The 21,262-nt window shown below is 37.7% G+C and carries 17 protein-coding genes and 1 pseudogene; 11 read left to right on the plus strand and 7 right to left on the minus strand.

Translation table 11 applies throughout. The features are described 5' to 3' along the window. Window positions 1-45: 45 nt before the first annotated feature. From K1I61_RS02190 to K1I61_RS02205, 4 genes are all read right to left on the minus strand, one after another. Window positions 46-672 carry a histidine phosphatase family protein gene (locus K1I61_RS02190; protein WP_223333005.1) on the minus strand — a complete coding sequence of 209 codons (627 nt, stop codon included), beginning with the start codon at window positions 670-672 and terminating at the stop codon, window positions 46-48. Continuing rightward, window positions 672-1,154 (minus strand): aminoacyl-tRNA deacylase, encoded by a 483-nt coding sequence (locus tag K1I61_RS02195; RefSeq protein ID WP_223333011.1) that lies wholly within the window; start codon window positions 1,152-1,154, stop codon window positions 672-674. The genes K1I61_RS02190 and K1I61_RS02195 overlap by 1 nt, the downstream gene beginning before the upstream one ends. Next, a complete protein-coding gene (locus K1I61_RS02200) occupies window positions 1,154-1,996 on the minus strand; it encodes a DUF368 domain-containing protein (RefSeq protein ID WP_074324115.1) in 843 nt (280 codons plus the stop codon). Before K1I61_RS02200 ends, K1I61_RS02195 begins: the two co-directional genes overlap by 1 nt. Before the next feature lie 106 nt (window positions 1,997-2,102). Then, window positions 2,103-2,903, minus strand: coding sequence for a glycoside hydrolase family 25 protein (locus K1I61_RS02205; protein ID WP_223333012.1), 801 nt, complete (start codon window positions 2,901-2,903; stop codon window positions 2,103-2,105). A gap of 157 nt (window positions 2,904-3,060) precedes the next feature. Here K1I61_RS02205 and glmU point away from each other — a divergent pair, with 157 nt between their 5' ends. The 8 genes from glmU to K1I61_RS02245 all read left to right on the plus strand — a co-directional run bounded on the left by glmU (window position 3,061) and on the right by K1I61_RS02245 (window position 10,507). Beyond that, window positions 3,061-4,440, plus strand: a complete 1,380-nt coding sequence (gene glmU / locus K1I61_RS02210; protein WP_223333013.1) for a bifunctional UDP-N-acetylglucosamine diphosphorylase/glucosamine-1-phosphate N-acetyltransferase GlmU — start codon at window positions 3,061-3,063, stop codon at window positions 4,438-4,440. A gap of 9 nt (window positions 4,441-4,449) precedes the next feature. Beyond that, the gene (locus tag K1I61_RS02215; protein WP_223333014.1) at window positions 4,450-4,995 is read left to right on the plus strand and encodes an NUDIX hydrolase; all 546 of its coding nucleotides are present in this window, start codon (window positions 4,450-4,452) and stop codon (window positions 4,993-4,995) included. A gap of 11 nt (window positions 4,996-5,006) precedes the next feature. After that, a complete protein-coding gene (gene macP / locus K1I61_RS02220) occupies window positions 5,007-5,318 on the plus strand; it encodes a cell wall synthase accessory phosphoprotein MacP (RefSeq protein WP_016465808.1) in 312 nt (103 codons plus the stop codon). Window positions 5,319-5,328: 10 nt separating this feature from the next. Beyond that, complete coding sequence (locus K1I61_RS02225) at window positions 5,329-6,024, plus strand: 5'-methylthioadenosine/adenosylhomocysteine nucleosidase (protein ID WP_223333015.1); 696 nt, start codon at window positions 5,329-5,331, stop codon at window positions 6,022-6,024. Window positions 6,025-6,145: 121 nt separating this feature from the next. Then, window positions 6,146-8,434: a DNA helicase PcrA gene (gene pcrA, locus K1I61_RS02230; protein WP_223333016.1), complete on the plus strand. Its 2,289-nt coding sequence runs from the start codon at window positions 6,146-6,148 to the stop codon at window positions 8,432-8,434. Between the two features lie 130 nt (window positions 8,435-8,564). Then, window positions 8,565-8,825, plus strand: coding sequence for a SemiSWEET family transporter (locus K1I61_RS02235; RefSeq protein WP_045763891.1), 261 nt, complete (start codon window positions 8,565-8,567; stop codon window positions 8,823-8,825). Between the two features lie 105 nt (window positions 8,826-8,930). Then, window positions 8,931-9,632, plus strand: a complete 702-nt coding sequence (locus K1I61_RS02240; protein WP_223333017.1) for a response regulator transcription factor — start codon at window positions 8,931-8,933, stop codon at window positions 9,630-9,632. Beyond that, window positions 9,629-10,507, plus strand: coding sequence for a sensor histidine kinase (locus tag K1I61_RS02245; RefSeq protein WP_223333018.1), 879 nt, complete (start codon window positions 9,629-9,631; stop codon window positions 10,505-10,507). The genes K1I61_RS02240 and K1I61_RS02245 overlap by 4 nt, the downstream gene beginning before the upstream one ends. Window positions 10,508-10,546: 39 nt before the next feature. Here the strand turns inward: K1I61_RS02245 and K1I61_RS02250 are convergent, their stop codons facing one another. The 3 genes from K1I61_RS02250 to K1I61_RS02260 all read right to left on the minus strand — a co-directional run bounded on the left by K1I61_RS02250 (window position 10,547) and on the right by K1I61_RS02260 (window position 13,302). Continuing rightward, complete coding sequence (locus K1I61_RS02250) at window positions 10,547-11,305, minus strand: ABC transporter permease (protein WP_223333019.1); 759 nt, start codon at window positions 11,303-11,305, stop codon at window positions 10,547-10,549. Between the two features lie 10 nt (window positions 11,306-11,315). Next, complete coding sequence (locus tag K1I61_RS02255; RefSeq protein ID WP_223333021.1) at window positions 11,316-12,224, minus strand: ATP-binding cassette domain-containing protein; 909 nt, start codon at window positions 12,222-12,224, stop codon at window positions 11,316-11,318. A gap of 268 nt (window positions 12,225-12,492) precedes the next feature. Further along, the gene (locus tag K1I61_RS02260) at window positions 12,493-13,302 is read right to left on the minus strand and encodes a Cof-type HAD-IIB family hydrolase (RefSeq protein ID WP_223333022.1); all 810 of its coding nucleotides are present in this window, start codon (window positions 13,300-13,302) and stop codon (window positions 12,493-12,495) included. 184 nt (window positions 13,303-13,486) lie between these two features. On the opposite strand from K1I61_RS02260, the pseudogene K1I61_RS02265 reads away from it, so the two are divergent. From K1I61_RS02265 to addA, 3 genes and pseudogenes are all read left to right on the plus strand, one after another. Beyond that, window positions 13,487-14,158: pseudogene (locus K1I61_RS02265) on the plus strand (lysostaphin resistance A-like protein). A 132-nt stretch (window positions 14,159-14,290) separates the two neighbouring features. Further along, window positions 14,291-17,542 carry an ATP-dependent nuclease subunit B gene (rexB, locus tag K1I61_RS02270; RefSeq protein WP_223333184.1) on the plus strand — a complete coding sequence of 1,084 codons (3,252 nt, stop codon included), beginning with the start codon at window positions 14,291-14,293 and terminating at the stop codon, window positions 17,540-17,542. Continuing rightward, on the plus strand, window positions 17,539-21,189 hold the full coding sequence (addA, locus tag K1I61_RS02275) for a helicase-exonuclease AddAB subunit AddA (RefSeq protein WP_223333023.1): 3,651 nt from the start codon (window positions 17,539-17,541) through the stop codon (window positions 21,187-21,189). The genes rexB and addA overlap by 4 nt, the downstream gene beginning before the upstream one ends. Window positions 21,190-21,262: the final 73 nt, after the last annotated feature.

Consider the following 21,262-nt stretch of genomic DNA (forward strand, 5'->3'; position numbering starts at 1 on the left):
GATATTCTATAAAAACAAAAAAGAACTTGACGTTTTATTTCAAGTTCAATGATTTTTTTGATAAGAAGTATCGTTCCAAGTTTTTAGAGTAAATGTTTCAAAGTCATCAGTTTCTATAATTGTTAGACTTGCATTAGCCAAACCTCCGTCTTTACGAAGCAGAGCTTCCTGATAGCCTATAAGTGTACGAAGACTTGCAGTAAAGTTTGCTCCATGACCAACAAGTAATAGGTGTTCTGCCTTAGAGTTTTTTAAGGACTTGATAAATTGGATGGTGCGCTGAGTTGTAGTGTAGAGTGATTCGGCTTCAAACATGCGAGTATCAAACTTAGCTAAGTTAGTTTTAAAGGCTTGAATTTGCTGAGGGTAGATAGCATTTAAAGTCGCAATTTTTAGACCTTCCAGTTTACCGAGGTGCCATTCTCTGAGTTCAGGAACACTTTCTAAAGGACATGGATTTGTCAGCTGACTTTGGATAATTTCAGCTGATTTTACTGCTCTTGGTAAATCACTCGAATAGATCTTGTCAAAAGGGATATCTTTAAGATATTGACCGAGTTCCTCTAAGGTATCAATGGATTCAGGAAGAAGTGGTGAATCTCCGCCAGCCCCTTGAAAACGACCTTCTAGATTCCAGACTGTTCGACCGTGACGGACAAAGTAAAGTTTCATCAGTTTATCTCCTCCAAGATATCTACAAATTCAGCTTTTACAAAGTTTGCCAGATCTTTAGGTGCGATGATGATACTGTGTCCGACCTCGCCAGCAGAGACAATCATTTTTTCCAATTTTAAAGCTGTTTCATCAATAAAAATAGGGTAGTTGTGTTTTTGACGGATACCTACAGGATTATTAGCTCCATGGATATATCCAGTCGTTTTTTCTAAATCCTTTTGAGGAATCATGGCCACTTTTTTATTACCAGAAATCTTTGCTAATTTCTTTTCAGAAAGGTGTTCGGTGATAGGAACAATTCCTATTACCGGACCAGTCTTATCACCCAATAATGCTAAGGTCTTAAAGATATGATTTCTATCATAATCAGAAGGAAGTTCTCCTTCTAAAGCATTGATTTGAATGCCTTGATGATCAACACCTGCCTTAGTTAAAATTTGCTCTACTAAGGTTTTTTTAACTTTAACTTTCTTAGCCATTATTTGTATTTATCCTCCAACTGACTCATCCAAATACCTAACCAAATGCCAAGAGCAAAAAAGAAGGCAACAATCACATAAGACACAAGAGATAAACCACTGTAGTTAATACTTTCAGCATTACCCGCATTTGGAATCAATATCAAGAGTGTACTTGAAAGAACGATTGCAATGATGAAGTGATAAACACGAGAGTGATACTCTCGAAGAGCGTAGTCCATCAATTTTGAAAATATAATAAGAGTGGCAGCAGCTCCAATTCCTATCGGAAGGAAGGTACCAAATAAATCAAAAGTTTTAAATCCAGTTAACATTGGGGTATAGAGACCTAAAATCAAGAGAAGATTTGAGGGGCTTAATCCTGGAACTAAAATACCTAGAGCAAGAAGAGCACCAGCTAGGATAAAACTTGTGAAACTTGCGTTGAGTGAACCAACCACAAAGTTTAAAGCGTAAAGACCAATTCCAGAAACAATAAAGGTCACCCAAAACCAGATAAGATCGACTTTGTCTCTTTCAGAATCTTGAGTAGCCTCTTTTACAAGACTAGGGACTGTACCAATAATAGCACCCGCAAAACTCCATAAAACATAAACTTGATAATGCTCTAGTAAGTACTCAATTGGATAAGAAAATAGCCCAATACCTAGTAACATACCGATAGCAACAGGTAAGAAATAAAGAATATCTTCTTTTAGGTTTTTAAATGGATGGGCAAGAAAACGAATCATTCTCTCATAGATACCCAAAATAGCCGCCAAGACTCCACCAGAAATACCAGGCAAAATAAATCCTAGGGCAATAACAATTCCTTTAATCATTTTTGAAATCCAAGATAACATAAACTCTCTCCATATTTATTCTCTAAAATTCTCTTCTTGTATTATATCACAAAGTAAGAGAAATAAAAAAAGCAAGCAGAAGTAATATCTTGCTTGCTGAATGAAATTAAGGTTTTAAAAATAGTTTTCTAAACGTCTCTTCCTTATCTTTTGACAAAGAAATAAGATTTAGGTCTAGATGGTGTTCAAATCCAACCAGTTTACCCTTTGAGGTGTATTGATGAAGATCGAAGTCAAGGTCTGTATTTGGTGAACTTTCAAAATAGCCCGAATCAGGTCCGTAGGAAGGAATCCAAATAGCTGAAAACTTATCTGTGCTGATGCTATGCTCTTCCATGAAGTAAACTCCGATGTAAATACCGATGTTTTTAGCACCTAGAGATTCTAGTTTAGCACGAAAAGCTTCAACCCCTTTATTCATGTCTGACATGGTTTTTTCTTCGACATCTAACCAATAGTAACTTGGATTGTATGGGGAAGCTGAATTGTAGAATGCTTCAGCAGCCTTTTCCATATCCTCTACACTTTTTCCAGATACATAGGCATATACAGCAACTGGAACATTTCTCTTTTGAAACTCAGCGATATGACTTTTATAAGCTTTATCTGTTCCATTCGTATAAGATGCATCGTTCTCAGTAGTAATCTGGTTTCCTCCGTGGACTCGAACAATAGCACCAGAGATATTTTTAGATAAAATATCATAGTTAATCTCTGACGGTCGTTGCCAACCAGAGATATCGATGATAGGCTTATCCAAGTTATGTAGAGCTTGTGTTTCTATTTGAACTGGATTTTGTTTGGTTTTTACAGGATGTTCTTCGAATCGTGGACGATTGAGAATCAAGAGTCCTATAAAAGCAGCAAATATAATAACTATAAAAGCTGGACGAATTTTTTTTCTCATACTCCTATAGTTTATCCTAATTTGTTAAAAAAATCAAAAAATTTACTCAAAACGGAGTAGTGACAGTCATTAGCGTTATGTTGAGGTCAACAAATTTGTGTATCGTGAAGTAAATTGTGGTATAATAATAAAGAATTTCTATAGAAAAGAGAAAAATATGGCAAATTATGCAATTATTTTAGCAGCGGGTAAAGGTACCCGTATGAAATCAGATCTACCTAAAGTTATGCACAAGGTTGCGGGAATTTCAATGCTTGAGCATGTTTTTCGTAGTGTTGGCGCAATTAATCCTGAAAAAACAGTTACTGTAATCGGGCATAAGGCTGAACTTGTAGAGCAAGTTTTAGCAGGGCAGACTGATTTTGTGAGACAATCTGAGCAATTAGGTACTGGTCATGCAGTTATGATGGCTGAACCAATTCTTGAGGGTCTTTCTGGACAAACATTGGTTATTGCAGGTGATACACCATTAATCACAGGTGAAAGTTTGAAAAGCTTGATCGATTTTCATGTGAATCACAAGAACGTAGCCACTATCCTTACCGCAGAAGCTGAAGATCCATTTGGTTATGGACGTATTGTTCGCAATGATAATGCTGAAGTACTAAGAATTGTTGAACAAAAAGATGCTACTGATTTTGAAAAGCAAATCAAAGAAATCAATACAGGAACTTATGTTTTTGATAATGCTCGTCTCTTTGAAGCTCTTAAAAACATCAATACCAATAATGCTCAAGGCGAATACTATATCACAGATGTGATTGGTATTTTCCGTGAAGCTGGTGAAAAAGTCGGAGCCTATACTCTTAAAGACTTTGATGAAAGCCTCGGGGTCAATGATCGTGTAGCACTTTCTACAGCCGAAGCTGTTATGCGTCGTCGTATTAACCAAGCTCACATGGTTAATGGCGTTAGTTTTGTAAATCCAGAAGCGACTTATATTGATATTGATGTTGAAATTGCTCCAGATGTACAAATTGAAGCTAATGTAACCCTCAAAGGTTCTAGTAAGATTGGTGCTGAGACTATTTTGACGAATGGAACTTATATTGTCGATAGTACTATCGGTTCAGGTGCAGTGATTACCAACTCTATGATTGAGGAGAGCACAGTTGCTGATGGTGTTACAGTCGGACCTTACGCTCATATTCGTCCAGGTTCTAGCCTAGCAAAAGATGTTCATATTGGAAACTTTGTTGAGGTGAAAGGTTCTAGCATTGGAGAAAATACAAAAGCTGGCCATTTGACATACATTGGTAACTGTGAAGTTGGCAGTGACGTCAACTTTGGTGCTGGTACTATAACAGTGAACTATGATGGGAAAAATAAATTCAAGACAGTCATCGGCAACAATGTCTTTGTTGGTTCTAATTCAACCATCATTGCTCCTGTTGAACTAGGAGATAACTCTCTTGTTGGCGCAGGTTCAACCATTACTAAAGACGTGCCTGCTGATGCTATTGCCATCGGTCGTGGCCGCCAAGTTAACAAAGACGAATATGCAACTCATCTCCCTCACCATCCTAAAAACAAATAGGAGCTAACCATGGAATTTGAAGAGAAAACACTCAGCCGTAGAGAAATCTATAAAGGTCCTATTTTCCAATTGGTACAAGATCAGGTTGAACTTCCTAATGGAAAAGGGACTGCTCAACGTGATTTGATTTTCCATAATGGTGCAGTATGTGTTCTTGCAGTTACTCCAGAAAATAAGATTGTTCTAGTCAAGCAATACCGCAAGGCGATTGAAAAAGTTTCTGTTGAAATTCCTGCAGGAAAACTAGAAATTGGAGAAAATGCTGATCCTGAAGCGGCAGCCCTTCGCGAATTGGAAGAAGAAGCAGCTTACACTGGAAAACTAAGTCTTTTGTATGATTTCTATTCTGCTATTGGTTTCTGTAATGAGCGATTAAAACTTTATTTGGCAAGTGATTTGAAAAAGGTTAAAAATCCACGTCCGCAGGATGAAGATGAAACTTTAGAATTACTTGAAGTTAGTCTTGAAGAAGCTAAACAACTGATCCAGTCTGGTGATATCTGTGATGCCAAGACTATCATGGCTATCCAGTACTGGGAATTACAAGAAAAATAGGGGAGGAACCTATGGGAAAACCTTTATTAACAGACGAAATAATCGAGCGTGCAAATCGTGGTGAAGATATCTCTGGTCCTACTTTAGTAGATGATCAAGAAACAAAGATATTATCGACTTCATCTCAACATTATAGAGCTTCACGTTCAAGTGACCATGGTTTTAGTCAAGATACCCTAACGATTGAGGTTGAACCACAAATCCATAAAAGTCGTCGAATTGAAAATACTAAGAGAAATGTTTTTAACTCAAAACTGAATAAGATTCTATTTGCTGTTATTCTTCTCTTAATTTTGCTAGTTTTAGCAATGAGATTTATTTAAGGGGAATGTCATGAAAATTGGAATTATAGCAGCTATGCCAGAAGAGTTAGTTTTTCTGATTCAACATTTAGAAAACGCTCAAGAAGAGACGGTATTAGGAAATAAGTATCATACGGGTAAAATTGGTTCAGTCGAGCTTGTCTTGGTGGAGAGTGGAATTGGTAAAGTCATGTCTGCTATGAGTGTAGCAATCTTAGCTAACCACTTTAAAGTAGATGCTGTTATCAACACTGGTTCAGCTGGTGCTTTAGCAGAAGGAATCGAAGTTGGAGATGTAGTGATTGCTGATAAGCTAGCTTATCATGATGTTGATGTGACTGCTTTTGGTTATGAATACGGTCAGATGGCCCAACAACCACTCTATTTCGAAACTGACAAGAAGTTTGTCAGTTTGATTCAAGAGAGTTTGTCTAAACTTGACCAAAAATGGCATCTAGGTTTGATTGTGACGGGTGACAGCTTTGTAGCTGGTGAAGACAAGATAGCTGCTATAAAAAAACATTTCCCTCAAGTTCTTGCTGTGGAGATGGAAGGAGCGGCTATCGCTCAAGCAGCTCACGCGCTTAATCTACCTTTCTTAGTTGTACGTGCCATGAGTGATAATGCTAACCACGAAGCTTCTATTTCATTTGATGAATTTATCGTAGAAGCAGGACGCAGATCGGCTCAAGCCTTGTTGACACTTTTACAATCTATTCATGATTAAAATAAAAAGAACACTTGTTAGTGTTCTTTTTTTAGGAAAAAAGGAAGCTTGTCTCTGATAGAGTTATTTTCAGTCTTTTTTGATATAATAGAAACATTGATTTGAAGAATAGGAAGAGAAAATGAATCCTTTATTAAACGGTATGAATGACCGACAGGCTGAAGCGGTCCAAACAACAGAAGGTCCACTGCTGATTATGGCGGGGGCTGGTTCTGGTAAAACACGAGTTTTGACCCATCGTATTGCCTACTTAATTGATGAAAAGATGGTTAATCCCTGGAATATTTTAGCCATTACCTTTACCAATAAGGCTGCTCGTGAAATGAAAGAACGTGCCTATGGGCTCAATCCAGCTACACAGGACTGTTTGATAGCGACCTTTCACTCTATGTGCGTTCGTATCTTACGTCGTGATGCGGATCATATTGGTTACAATCGTAACTTTACCATTATCGATCCAGGTGAGCAGCGATCACTGATGAAGCGTATTCTCAAGCAATTAAATTTGGATCCTAAAAAGTGGAATGAACGCTCTATTTTAGGGACCATTTCTAATGCTAAGAATGATTTGATTGACGATGTTGCTTATGCTGCTCAAGCAGGAGATTTATATACAAACATTGTCGCTAAGTGTTATGAGGCCTATCAAAAGGAACTCCGTCAGTCTGAGTCAGTTGACTTTGATGATTTGATTATGCTTACGCTTCGTCTCTTTGACCAAAATCCTGATGTCTTGACTTACTATCAGCAAAAGTTCCAATATATCCATGTTGATGAGTATCAAGATACCAATCATGCCCAGTACCAACTGGTCAAACTGTTGGCTTCTCGCTTTAAAAATATCTGTGTTGTTGGGGATGCGGACCAGTCTATCTACGGTTGGCGTGGTGCTGATATGCAGAATATCTTGGATTTTGAGAAGGATTATCCTCAAGCCAAGGTTGTTTTATTGGAGGAAAACTATCGCTCAACCAAAACCATTCTCCAAGCAGCTAATGACGTTATTAAAAACAATAAAAATCGCCGTCCTAAGAATCTATGGACTCAAAATGCGGATGGGGAACAAATTGTCTACTATCGTGCCAATGACGAACAAGATGAGGCTGTTTTTGTAGCCAAAACAATTGATGAACTTGGTCGAAGTCAAAACTTCCTACACAAAGACTTTGCAGTTCTTTATCGTACTAATGCCCAGTCACGTACTATTGAGGAGGCCCTTCTCAAGTCTAATATTCCTTATACCATGGTTGGTGGTACCAAATTCTACAGCCGTAAGGAAATCCGTGATATCATTGCTTACCTCAATCTCATTGCCAACCTAAGTGATAATATCAGTTTTGAACGTATCATCAATGAACCAAAGCGTGGAATTGGCCCAGGAACTGTTGAAAAAATTCGAGACTTCGCTAATTTGCAAGAAATGTCCATGCTGGATGCTTCAGCTAATATTATGTTATCAGGAATTAAGGGTAAGGCAGCCCAGTCTATTTGGGGCTTTGCCAATATGATTCTGGATTTGAGGGAGCAACTGGATCAATTAAACATTACAGAGTTGGTTGAGGCTGTCCTTGAAAAAACAGGTTACGTTGATATTCTAAATGCACAAGCAACATTGGAGAGTAAGGCTCGGGTTGAAAATATCGAGGAGTTCCTCTCTGTTACCAAAAACTTTGATGACAATCCTGAAAGCCAAGAAGAGGAAACAGGACTAGATAAACTTAGTCGTTTCCTGAATGATCTTGCCTTAATTGCAGATACGGACTCTGGTAGTCAGGAGACGTCAGAAGTAACCTTAATGACCTTACACGCTGCCAAAGGACTCGAGTTTCCGGTTGTCTTTATTATCGGTATGGAGGAGAATGTCTTTCCGCTTAGTCGCGCCTCTGAGGATCCTGATGAATTAGAAGAGGAACGTCGTTTGGCATACGTAGGAATCACACGAGCCGAGAAAATTCTCTATCTAACCAACGCCAACTCTCGCTTGCTATTCGGACGTACAAGTTACAATCGTCCGACCCGTTTTATCAACGAGATTAGTTCAGATTTGTTGACTTATCAAGGTTTGGCTCGTCCAGCTAATACAAGTTTTAAAGCATCATACAGTAGTGGTGGTACTACATTTGGGCAAGGAATGAGTCTGGCACAGGCTCTTCAAGAACGAAAACGAAATACTGCGCCTACATCTATCCAATCAAGTGGTTTACCATTTGGACAATTTGCATCTAATAGTAAATCTTCTTCCAGTGAAACTAGCTGGTCTATCGGTGATATAGCCCTTCATAAAAAATGGGGTGAAGGAACTGTCCTTGAAGTATCAGGTAGTGGATCTACTCAGGAACTAAAAATCAACTTCCCAGAAGTCGGTTTGAAAAAACTTTTGGCAAGTGTAGCACCGATTGAGAAGAAGTAAGTTATCTAAATGAATAAGATTCCCTTATCACAAGATTGTGATAATTTACAAGTTTTTAACAAATAGCTTTTTAAACTTCACTATCTTAAAAAATAGTGTATAATTGAGACTGTTTTTGAAAGGAGAAAAAATGACTGAAAAACAAATGAAAACTTTAGGTTGGATTGCAACCTTTATGTCTGTAATGATGTATGTCTCTTATATTCCTCAAATTATGAATAACCTTGCTGGTCAAAAAGGAAATTTTATCCAACCTGCAGTAGCTGCACTTAACTGCAGTCTTTGGGTTTACTACGGTCTCTTTAAGAAAGAACGTGATATTCCTTTGGCAGCAGCTAATGCACCAGGTATCGTTTTTGGACTTATTACCGCATTGACAGCTTTAATTTAATACATAGGGTGAACTCTTCTTCGTATTTAAGCATGAAGGAGAGTTTTTCTTTATCCGAAATTCCTAAAAAAACATGATATAATACTATTAGAAAGGTTGGTGTTTATGGCTAGAATACTTATCGTTGAAGATAATAATGAGATTCAAGAAATTTTGAGAACTCTTCTTTCTGAGGAGCATGAGGTGATTCAGGCTTTTTCTGGTACTGAAGGTATGATACGATTTGAACAAGGTGACATTGATCTAATCCTGCTAGATATTATGCTTCCGGGAAAAAATGGTGATCAGGTTTTAAAAGCCATTAGACACGATAGTTCAGTTCCTGTCATCATGCTAACTGCCCTAAGCGATAAAAAGCTCATCAGCCAATATCTCTTAGATGGTGCTAATGATTATATTGTAAAGCCTTTTGATTTGGATGAAGTTTTTGCCAGGGTTACGGTACAATTACGTCAAAATAGTGACAAGCAAGCAGCTGAAATCGAACATCCTGACAAGTTGATTCAACAGTTAAAAAATATTCAATTTGATGCAGATAGTTTTGAAATCAAAAATAGCCAGGAAACTATTCGCCTAGCTAAGAAAGAATGCTTGATTCTCCAAACCTTGTTGGGACATCCTAAGAAAATTTTCACGAAAGAAGAACTCTATGAATTAGTTTGGGAGGATCCTTATTTACCAGGCGACAATACTCTCAACACTCATTTAAGTAACCTCCGTAAAAAATTAAGCCAACTTGATCCAGAGCAAGAGTATATTGAAACTATCTGGGGAGTTGGTGTTCGATTAAAAGGAGATGAGCAATGATCTATATTTTACTTTCTTTGCTACTGCTGGTTATTATCCTATTGACGATAGGATTGATTCGCTATCATCTAGCACTCGTAAACTTGAGCCAACAAATTGAAGACAAGATTCGGACTGGAAGTATGAAGAGAATAGGAGTATCAACTTTCTCCAAGGATTTTTTACATCTTTACCAGCAAATCAATCATCTCTTTCAAGAAGTTGAGCAGTCACGCTTGATTATGAAGCGAGAGAAGCAGACTTTAGACATGGCTATTAGCAATATTGCACACGATATTCGAACACCTTTAACGATTGCGTCAGGTTATACTCAGCAATTGCTTAAAACAGAAAATCCTGAGTCTGAGAGTTTGAAAAAAATTGCTCATCATCTCAATCAAGTTTCAAAACGGCTAGAGGCTCTTTTGGACTATCGTCGGTTAATGGAAGGAGCAGTTAAACCTGACTTATCTGAGTTAGAAGTTTCAACATTTATGACGCAAAAATTGCTGACCTATTATGATTCTTTTCAGACGGCAAAGATTAACCTTGATTTTCAAGTAGAACCTGGTCTCTATTTATTAACAGATCCAGATTTATTAGATCGTATGTTACAAAATCTTATTGGCAATGTTCTAAAACATGGCAAGAACGAAGCGAGATTTTCTCTGAAGGAAGTGGACAATCATATCTGTTTGGAAATTGCTAATCTGGTCAAACAACCCATTCGTAAAATTGAAAATCTCAGTCAACGATTTTACTCTGAAAACCTCTCAGATACTGAAGAATCATCAGGTTTAGGTCTTTATATTACAGAAGAATTATCCCATCTACTTAGTGCAGAACTACAACTAAGTACAGATGGTTCTTGGTTTATAGTTAGAGTTCTCTTTTAAAGCAAAGAACCTCCTCTTTTTGAATAGAGGAGGTTGTTTTTATAGGCTTTTCTTCTTGAAAATTATCAGTCCACTGAAAGAGAAGAAAAGTATGACCGTTACGCAAACCGTTATGGTATAGAGAACAGCTTGACTATAGGCAGTCATAGCATAGGCAAAATTCAAGGATAAATAGCGCAAAATCTCGATATCTGGAAAGATAAGCATTGGCATTGAAAGTAAGATAGAACTAATTAAATAGCCAATGAAAACAGCCAAATAAGAATGAGTCACATAGAGAATGAAGGACACAATAGATAGCCAAGCTAGAAGGCAGAGGAATTGAATAGTAATTGTTAGAAGGAGATTGCCAATAAATCCTTCTGGCATCGTACCAATCCCGTTTAGGATAGTTGCTGGTACGAAAGCAATGACTAGGCTAATAAGAATTTGCATTAGAGCGATACTTGCTAATACAACAGATTTGGCAAAGAAGAATTCTGTACGAGAAACACCCACTGTCAAACTATTTTTATAGAGTTTTCCGATAAGATCAACTCCTAGAACTAAGCAAGCAAGGATAATGCAGAGGAAAACTAGGTTTGAACCTTGACTAGATGCGTTAATCAGGGCTTGAATACCATCCCAGCCCTTACTTGGAAGTTCAGTTTCTGGAGGTGTTGTATCAACTGACATTAGATGTCCTGTAGCCCCAATAGTAGCTCCCATTAACATGAGTGCAAAGAGAACAATCTCTGTAATCCAAAAACCTTTGGAACGGAAAAGACGGTAAAAGTCTGCTTGAATTGTGTGTATCATGGTGTTCCTCCTATTTTACTAATTGTGTGAAGTATTCTTCAAGATTTTGACGAGCATAGTAAATCTCATCCACATCAACATCTGCTAGAGTAAGTTCTTTGAGAATGCGTTTGACATCTTGTTCATGACTAAAAATATGAATCTCATTATCTGAATTAACAACTTTAAATTCAAGATGCACTTTGTCTTTTAAGATTTGACTAGCTTTTTCTTTGTCACTTGTTTTTAGAACAATATAGTCTTCATTCAGTGTCTCAAATTCGGCCTTACTGATTTCTCGAATGATTTTCCCTTGGTCAAGAATTCCAAAGCGATTGGCAACCAGATAGAGTTCTGACAAGATATGACTAGAGATGAGAATTGTTATTCCTAGTTCTTGATTCAGACGTTGAATCATTTGACGAAACTCTTTGATACCGATTGGGTCAAGTCCATTTATAGGTTCATCAAGGATGAGAAAGTCTGGTTTTGATAGTAGGGCAATCGCAATGCCTAGGCGTTGTTTCATTCCAAGAGAGAAATCTCGAAAAACTTTTCTACCTGTATCTGTTAACCCCACATACTTTAATGTTTCTTGAATGACTTGATCAGCATTTGGGATATGTCGAATAGTACAATAGTATCTTAGATTTTGATAGGCTGTTAAATGATTGTGAGCTACTGGGGATTCAATGACTGAACCTACTCGAGATAGGGCTTTCGTGCACTCCTTATACCCTTGACTAGAAAAGAGGGAAATAGTTCCTTGGTCAGCAGATAATAATTGGGTAATGATTTTAATTAGAGTTGTCTTACCAGCACCATTTTTTCCGATAAGTCCATAGATATCTCCTTCTTTAACTGAGAGACTAAGATCTTGTAGAATAGGTTGTTTGCCAAATTGTTTGGACAAGCCATGGATTTCGAGGACTGTTTTCATAGTTTTCTCCTTTAACCTTAATACTCAATGAAAAACAAAGAGCAAACTAGGAAGCGAGCCGCAGGCTGTACTTGAGTACGGCAAGGCGAAGCTGACGTGGTTTGAATTTGATTTTCGAAGAGTATAAGATGTTTTATTTTTATAACTCTAGTATAAAGCATAGATATCAAAGAATCGTCAAGCATTTCTAAAGAGTTTCTAAAGTTTTTAAATTTTAAAAAAATAAAAGCCCAGTTGGCTAGAAATACTAGTTGACTGGGCTTATTTTCTACAAAATATATTTCTCAATAGCGCGTGCAACACCATCTTCTTCATTGCTAGCAGTTACGGCATCAGCGAGAGATTTTACGTGGTCGCTGGCATTTCCCATGGCGATCCCCAGCCCAGCAAACTCTAACATCTCAATGTCGTTATTGGCATCACCCATAGCCATGATTTCAGAAGGTTGGATATCTAAAATCTCAGCCAAACGAGAAAGTGCTGAAGCCTTTGTTGTACCGAGTGGCATTGCTTCATAGATAACAGGTTGAGAACGAACACCGCTAAATCTCTGACAAAGTTCATCAGCAAATCGTTGTTCAAAGTCATCTGTCTGTTCTTTTGTCCCTAAAAACATTCCCTGGAACATACGATATTTACCACTAGTAGCTTCCTCTAGTGTGATTTCAGTCAGGTCAGCAAAGACAAGTGTGGCATCATATTGAACGATAGGATTTGGTTTGCCTCCGAGAACGAAATAGTGCTCTTCATCAAAGAGAGTCAACTGGACTTCACTCTTTTCAGCAAGGTCATTGAGGTATTCGATGTCAGATTTGCTAAGTTCCCGCCAGTCGACAAGGCTCCAGTCGCTGGTTTGGTGGGTAGAACAACCATTATTGACAATAACGTATTCATTTTGCAAATCAAGACCGAGTTTCTTGTAGTAGGGAAGAACTCCAAAGAGAGGTCGTCCAGTACATAGAACCAGTTTAACACCTTTTTCGATAGCCTTACGAATGGCGTCAATATGAGCTTGAGGGATTTCCTTTGCTTCGTTGAGAAGAGTACCATCCATATCCAGAGCAAGTAGTTTAATCATAGCATTTCCCTTTTTCGTGTTTTGCTTATATTATAGCATATTTTGAGGCAAATGAGTCTAAAGCTAAGTGAAATACCATTTCTATTTAGGTTTTTAGTAGATCGATAACGAAAATATGATATACTAAATTAGTAATATATTTAATATTTATGCTGATAATGGATAAAAAATCAGAGGACTTGGCATGAAAAAAAGAACAGTACAGATTTTACTAGCCTTGTTAGTAATTATTTATAGAAAGACATGATTTTGGTGGATTTTTAATCATTTTGCAGGTAGGCTTGTACCTGCTAGTAGAGAATTTTTTCAAATTCTTTCTTTTTTAGAGTTTAGCGTTACTTTTCTAGCTATTCTTTATTTACTAGTATTCGAAGGTAGAAGAACTTTTGAGTTGAAGTGGAAATGGAGATATCCAGTTTATTTGCTTCTTGCTTATGGAGTCAATCATCTTTCAGGTATTGTGTTTTCCTTTTTAACCCCAGCAACGTCCAATCAAATGGCTTTAAATGAATTAGTTGAGATGACAGGGCGACAAGAGTTACTATATTTATTGCTTATTACTTGTCTGCTAGGACCAATTACAGAAGAATTGGTTTATCGAGGAGTTCTGATGAATACATTTTTGAAAGATTCACCTTGGTATGGAGATGTTTTACTATCAGCCTGTGTCTTTGGCTATGTGCATGTTTCTGATGGTATAACACCACTTGCCTTTTTCACCTATGCAAGCGGAGGAGCGATTGTAGCATTCCTCTACCGAAAAACTCATTCTCTCTATTATCCCATTTTGCTCCATATCATGATTAACATTTTAGCATTTTGGGAATTATGGGTACTCTTGTTTTCTGGTACTTAATAACTATAAAAGGTCGGATTTTATTCCGACTTTTTTGATATGGGACAGGTTAAAATTAGGACTTTATATCAATCTGTTTTGACTTAAAAAATGATATAATAAAAGGTAATGACAAAAACAAACGAGGCAGAGATGAAACTACTTTATACCGATATTCGGACTTCTTTGACAGAAATCCTAACCAAGGAGGCTCAAGGACTAGTTACCCAAGGCAAACGAGTCTTTTATATCGCCCCTAACTCTCTTTCTTTTGAAAAGGAACGTGCCGTGCTGGAATGTTTAAGCCAGCAGGCTTCTTTTGCTATCACAGTCACGCGCTTCGCCCAAATGGCTCGCTATCTGGTTTTAAATGATATTCCTGAGAGGTCAAGTCTCGATGATATCGGTCTTGGTATGGCTTTCTATAAATGTCTGTCCGAGATTGACCCTAAGGATTTACGTGTTTACGGGGCTATTAAACAAGATCCTCAATTCATCCAGCAACTGATTGAGATTTATCATGAAATTTCAACTGCAAATATGAATTTTTTGGACTTGGAAAGTTTGACAGATGCTGATAAACGCTCTGATTTAATCTTGATTTTTGAAAAGATAACAGCTTATTTAAATCAAGGTCAAGTTTCACAGGGGAGTCCATTATCCTATCTGATTGATGCTATCGAAGAAAACAAGGTAAGTAGTGATTTTAGTAAGATTGCCCTTGTCATTGATGGTTTTACCCGATTTTCTGCAGAAGAGGAACACCTAGTGGATTTGCTTCATCGTAAGGGTGTTGAGATTATTATTGGTGTATATGCGTCTAAGAGAGCCTATAATAGCTCTTTTAGTGAAGGGAACCTCTATCAAGCCAGTGTTGAATTTCTACGTCATTTAGCTTTTAAATATAAGACCAAGGCAGAAGATGCCTGTCAAGAACATAAAAATCTTGATGCCTTTGCTAAAGCCTCAAAATTACTGGAAAGTGCTTATGATTATTCTGAAATTAGCTTAGAAGTGGATGCTAAGGATAGAGAAGAATTGCAAATCTGGTCTTGTCTGACACAAAAAGAAGAGCTGGAGTTAGTTGCTCGTAGTATCCGTAAGAAATTGCATCAAGAGTCAAAACTTAGCTATAAGAATTTTCGCATCTTACTTGGTGACGTAGAGTCTTATAAACTGTCCTTGCAGACAATTTTTAATCAATATCAGATTCCTTTTTATCTAGGTAAAAGCGAGTCTATGACTCATCATCCTTTGACTCAATTTGTAGAATCTGTGGGACGCCTCAAACGTTATTATTTCCGTCAGGAAGATTTGATTAATCTCTTACGAACCGGCTTATACACTGACCTTTCCCAAGAGGAAATCGATAGCTTTGAACAATATATCCGCTATTTAGGTATTGATGGCCTTTCTAACTTTAAACAAGAATTTACAAAAAACCATCATGGGAAATTTGATTTAGAAAAATTAAATGAGCTTCGTCTCCGTGTTCTAGATCCACTAGAAACTCTTTTATCTAGTCGTAAGCAAAAAGTTGAAAATATCCTTACAAAATGGAACAACTTTTTGAAGGATGCATCTGTGACCAAGCAATTACAATCCTTATCTGAAACCATGGAAGCGGCAGAGCAAGAAAGACAAGAGGAGGTCTGGAAAGCATTTTGTCACGTAATGGAGCAATTTGCTACTGTTTTTGAAGGGTCTCAGGTTGCTTTAGATGATTTCTTGGCTCTTCTTCACTCAGGGATGTCCTTGTCAAATTATCGTACAATCCCAGCAACGGTAGATACTGTTCTGGTGCAAAGTTATGATTTGATTTCGCCTTTGACTTCTGATTACATCTATGCACTTGGCTTAACCCAGGATCATCTACCTAAAATCACCCAAAATACTAGTCTTTTGAGTGATGAAGAAAGAGAAGTTTTAAACCAGGTTACTGAAGATGGCTCTCAATTATTGATTGCTAGCCATGAAAATCTTAAGAAGAATCGCTATACCATGCTTTCTTTGGTAAATTCTGCCAAGAAACAATTAGTCTTATCAGCGCCTAGTCTACTCAATGAAAACGAGAGTAAAGAGTCAATTTATCTGAAAGAATTGCAGGATTTTGGTTTTACCAAGATTGAAAAGAGAATTGACCGAAAAAATATAACAAAGGATGATATTGGTTCTTATCACAGTCTGTTGTCTAGTCTTGTTGCTTATCACCAGCAAGGTGAGTCGGAGACAAGTGAGCAGGACTTAACCTTTATTAAGGTTCTAGCTCGTGTCATGGGGAGAAGATTAGAAGATCAAGGTCTTGATAATCCTGTCCTACCGACAAGTCCGAAAAGTAAGACCTTAGCTACTGAAACTCTGGAAGCCTTGTATCCTCAAGATCAAGATTTCTATCTATCAACTTCTGGATTGACAGAGTTTTATCGAAACGAATACAGTTATTTCCTTCGATATGTCTTAGGCTTGCAAGAAGAATTACGTTTGCGGCCTGATGCACGAAGTCATGGGAATTACTTGCATCGTATTTTTGAACGGGCTATGAAACTTCCTGCTGATACATCTTTTGATCGTCGCTTAGAGCAAGCAATCTCTGAAACCAGTCAAGAGCGAGAATTTCAAGCGATTTATCAAGAAAGTTTGGAAGCTCAATTAACCAAGGAAGTTCTTTTAGACGTTGCGCGTGCAACTGGGCACATTCTTCGTCACAATTCTGAAATTGAAACAATTCAGGAAGAAGCAGTCTTTGGTGGTAAGGAACAAGCTTTTGTTCAGTTAGATAACGGCAGAAATGTCTATGTCCGTGGTAAAGTCGACCGTATAGATCGCTTAAAGACAAGTGATGCGATTGGTGTTGTCGATTACAAATCTTCTCTAACTCAGTTTAACTTCCCTCTCTTTTATAACGGCCTTAATTCACAATTACCAACCTATCTAGCTGCTCTTAAGAAAGAAGGGAATACAGACTTCTTTGGTGCTATGTATTTAGAGATGGGTGAGCCAGTTCAGTCCTTACAATCTGTTAAAACACTTTCAAAGGCTTTAGCAGAAACGACTAAGAGTATGAAATATCAAGGGCTATTTCTTGAAAAAGAAATAAAGAATCTTGGTGAACTATATAATAAAAACAAGACCTATCAGTTGTCTGATGAGGAATTCCAGTTATTGCTGGACTATAACGCCCTTATTTATAAGAAAGCAGCAGAGAAGATTTTATCTGGTAGATTTGCTATCAATCCTTACACAGAAGACGGCAGAAGTATTGCCCCATATGTCCAACAATATCAGTCGATAACTGGTTTTGAAGCTAATTACCATTTAGGTCAGGCTAGATTGTTAGATAAGGTTGCTAAGAGCAATGATAAGGAAACATGGTTTAATATAATTAGAGAGGAGTTGGAGCGATGAAATTTTTATCCCAAGAAGAGATTGAAAAGTTGCAGATAGAAGAAGCTCAATCTGACAAGAAACCCAAGAAAACTGCTGAGCAAATTCAAGCTATTTACAGTTCTGGTCAAAATATTCTGGTCTCAGCATCAGCTGGCTCAGGAAAAACTTTTGTCATGGCTGAACGAATACTTGATCAACTAGCGCGTGGTGTAGAAATTCGCCAACTCTTTATCTCAACCTTTACGGTAAAGGCAGCAACCGAGTTAAAAGAACGCTTGGAAAAGAAAATCAGCCAACAAATCCAAGAGACTCAAGATTTGGAGCTAAAAAAGCATCTTGGAAGACAATTAGCTGATTTACCAAACGCTGCCATCGGAACTATGGACTCTTTTACTCAGAAGTTCCTGGCTAAACATGGTTATCTGATTGACCTCGCCCCAAATTTTCGGATTCTTGAGAATGAAAGTGAGCAACTCCTCTTAAAAAACGAAGTCTTTCGGCAGGTTTTTGAAAAACACTACCAAGGTAAGGAACAAGAACAGTTTAGTCAGCTGGTCAAGAACTTTGCGGGTAAAAGTAAGGATGCACGTGGATTGCGTAAACAGGTCTATATGATTTATGAGTTCTTACAATCCACTAGTAATCCTCAGGCCTGGCTACAGGAATCTTTCTTAAAAGGATTCGAAAAGGCCGATTTTACTATTTCTAAAGAAAAGCTGGCCCAAGACATTCAGCAAAGACTCTGGGATTTAGAAAGTTTCTTCCGTTACCATCTAGAGAATGATTCCAAGGAATTTGGTAAAGCAGCGTATTTAGAGGCTGTTCAACTAGTTCTTGATGAAATCGGTGCTTTAACTCACGAATCTACTTTTGAACAATACCAAGAAGTTTTAGAACGAGTTGTGAGTATTTCTAAAGATAAGGGTGGCCGTGCTCTAACAAATGCTAGTCGCAAGGCTGAACTCCTAGAACTAAAAGAAGCGTACAACCAAGAGAGAAAAGATAAGTTTGAAAAGTTAATTGCATTAAATGACCAACTTACTTTATTGAAATTCCAGGAAAAATATCATCAAGAGTCTTGGGACTTAGCAAAGACTTTTCAAGTTTTTATGAGTGATTTTGTTGACGCCTATCAAAAGCGTAAACGCGAAGAGAATGCCTTTGAATTTGCGGATATCAGCCACTATACCATTGAGATATTGGAAAACTTCCCTCAGGTGCGACAAGAGTATCAGGAACGCTTCCACGAAGTCATGGTCGATGAGTACCAAGATACCAACCATATCCAGGAAAGAATGTTGGAGCTCCTCTCTAACGGGCATAACCGTTTTATGGTGGGAGATATTAAACAGTCTATTTATCGTTTTAGACAGGCAGATGCCCAGATATTTAATGAAAAATTCCACAGCTTTGCTAAGGATGGCAAAGAAGGTCAGTTAATTCTGCTTAAAGAAAATTTCCGTAGTAGTTCTGAAGTACTAAATGCTACCAATGACGTCTTTAAGCATCTCATGGATGAGGAAGTTGGAGAGATTTCTTATGACGGCATGCATCAACTTATTTTCGGAAATACTGATTTACACCCAGATCCAGAAAACAAGGCAGAAGTCCTCTTGTATGATAAGGATGTTGATGGTGATTCTAAGGAAGAGGAAGAGTTTTCGACCAACAAATTGACTGGTGAAATGCGAATGGTCATTAAGGAGATATTGCATCTTCATAATGACAAAGGTGTCCCTTTCAATGACATTGCTCTCTTGACTGCCAGCAGAAGTCGCAATGACCAGGTTCTACTTGCTTTGTCGGAATATGGGATACCAGTTAAAACGGATGGCGCTCAAAACAATTATTTGCAATCTTTAGAAGTGCAGGTTATGTTGGATACTCTTCGTGTTATCCATAATCCTCTGCAAGACTTCGCTTTAGTAGCTCTCATGAAGTCTCCTATGTTTAGCTTTGATGAAGATGAATTGGCTCGTCTAGCTCTTCAAAATTCTGAGGATAAGGTTCAAGAGAACTTTTATGAAAAACTAGTCAATGCTCAAGCAAAAACTAGTATCCAAAAGGATTTAATAAAATCTGAACTCCATAAAAAGCTTAACCTTTTCTTGGAAACTGTTAATTCTTGGCGTTTGTTCTCAAAAACGCATTCGCTTTATGACCTTATTTGGAAAATTTATAGCGAACGTTTCTACTATGATTATGTTGGTGCTTTACCAAATGGTCAGGCTAGACAGGCCAACCTCTATGCCCTAGCACTACGAGCTGATCAGTTTGAAAAGAGTAATTTTAAAGGCTTATCACGTTTCATAACTATGATTGATCAAGTCTTGGAAGCCAAGCACGACCTTGCCAGTGTCACTGTAGCTCCACCTAAGGATGTATTGGAGCTTATGAGTATTCATAAGAGTAAGGGGCTTGAGTTCCCTTATGTCTTTATTCTCAATATTGATCAGCAATTTAACAAGCAAGATTCCATGTCTGAAGTTATCCTAAGTCGTAAAAATGGCCTTGGTCTCAAGTATGTTGCTAGAGTAGCTACAAATGCAAAAGAGGAATATCTTCCATCTACGATTAAGTTATCCATTCCAAGCTTGACTTATAGTCAAATTGAGGAGGAGCTCCAATTAGCAAGCTATTCTGAGTTGATGCGTTTACTGTATGTAGCCATGACTCGTGCTGAGAAAAAACTCTATCTAGTTGGAAAGGGATCAAGGGAAAAGTTGGAGTCTAAAGAATGCCCGACAAATGGACAAGGCCTCCTAACTCGTCAAACCAGGTTAGATGCTCAAAATTTCCAGGACTGGATTTGGGCCATCTATCAAGCTTTTTCTAAAGAGGACTTACACTTTAGTGTTCGTTTCGAGGGTGAAGAACAACTGACAGAAGAAGCTATCGGTAAATTGGAAACTAAAAGCCAGCTCCAAGATCTTTCTCAGGCAAGCAACCGTCAGTCTGATACCATTAAGGAAGCTTTAGAAATGCTGAAAGAAGTGGAAGTGTATAATGAAATCCACCGTGCAGCGATTAATCTTCCGAGTGTTCAGACTCCAAGTCAGATTAAGAAGTTTTATGAACCAGTCATGGATATGGAAGGTGTAGTAGTAGCTGGTCAATCTAAACCAAAAGAAACTATGATTCAGTTTGAACTTCCAGACTTCTCTAAGACAGAAAAAGTCACTGGAGCTGAGATTGGTAGTGCTACCCATGAACTCATGCAGCGAATCAATCTCGCTAAGAAACCTACTTTGGAAACCTTGACAGAAGCCTTGGAGCAAGTTCAGGCAACTTCAACTGTTAAAGATAAAGTTAATCTAGAAAAAATCTTGTCCTTCTTTAATACAGATCTTGGTCAAGAGATTCTTGCAAATCAAGATAAACTTTATCGAGAACAACCCTTCTCTATGTTAAAAAGAGATGCTAAGAGTAAGGAAGACTTTGTTGTCCGTGGAATTTTAGATGGTTATCTCCTCTATGAGGATAAAATTGTTCTCTTTGACTACAAGACAGATCATTATGAATATCCAAGTCAACTGATTGAACATTATAGAGGTCAATTATCTCTATATGCAGAAGCCTTGTCTCGTTCTTACCAAATAGATCAAGTTGAAAAATATTTAATCTTACTTGGCAAAGATATGGTTGAGGTGGTCGAAGCTAACTAATCTTGTAAAAACTATTGCCTTAATGGCAGTAGTTTTTATTTATTTTCAGTTATGGTATACTAGTTTCAGAAAA

It is taken from the genome of Streptococcus infantis (genome assembly GCF_019929665.1).
GTDB lineage: Bacteria > Bacillota > Bacilli > Lactobacillales > Streptococcaceae > Streptococcus > Streptococcus infantis_H.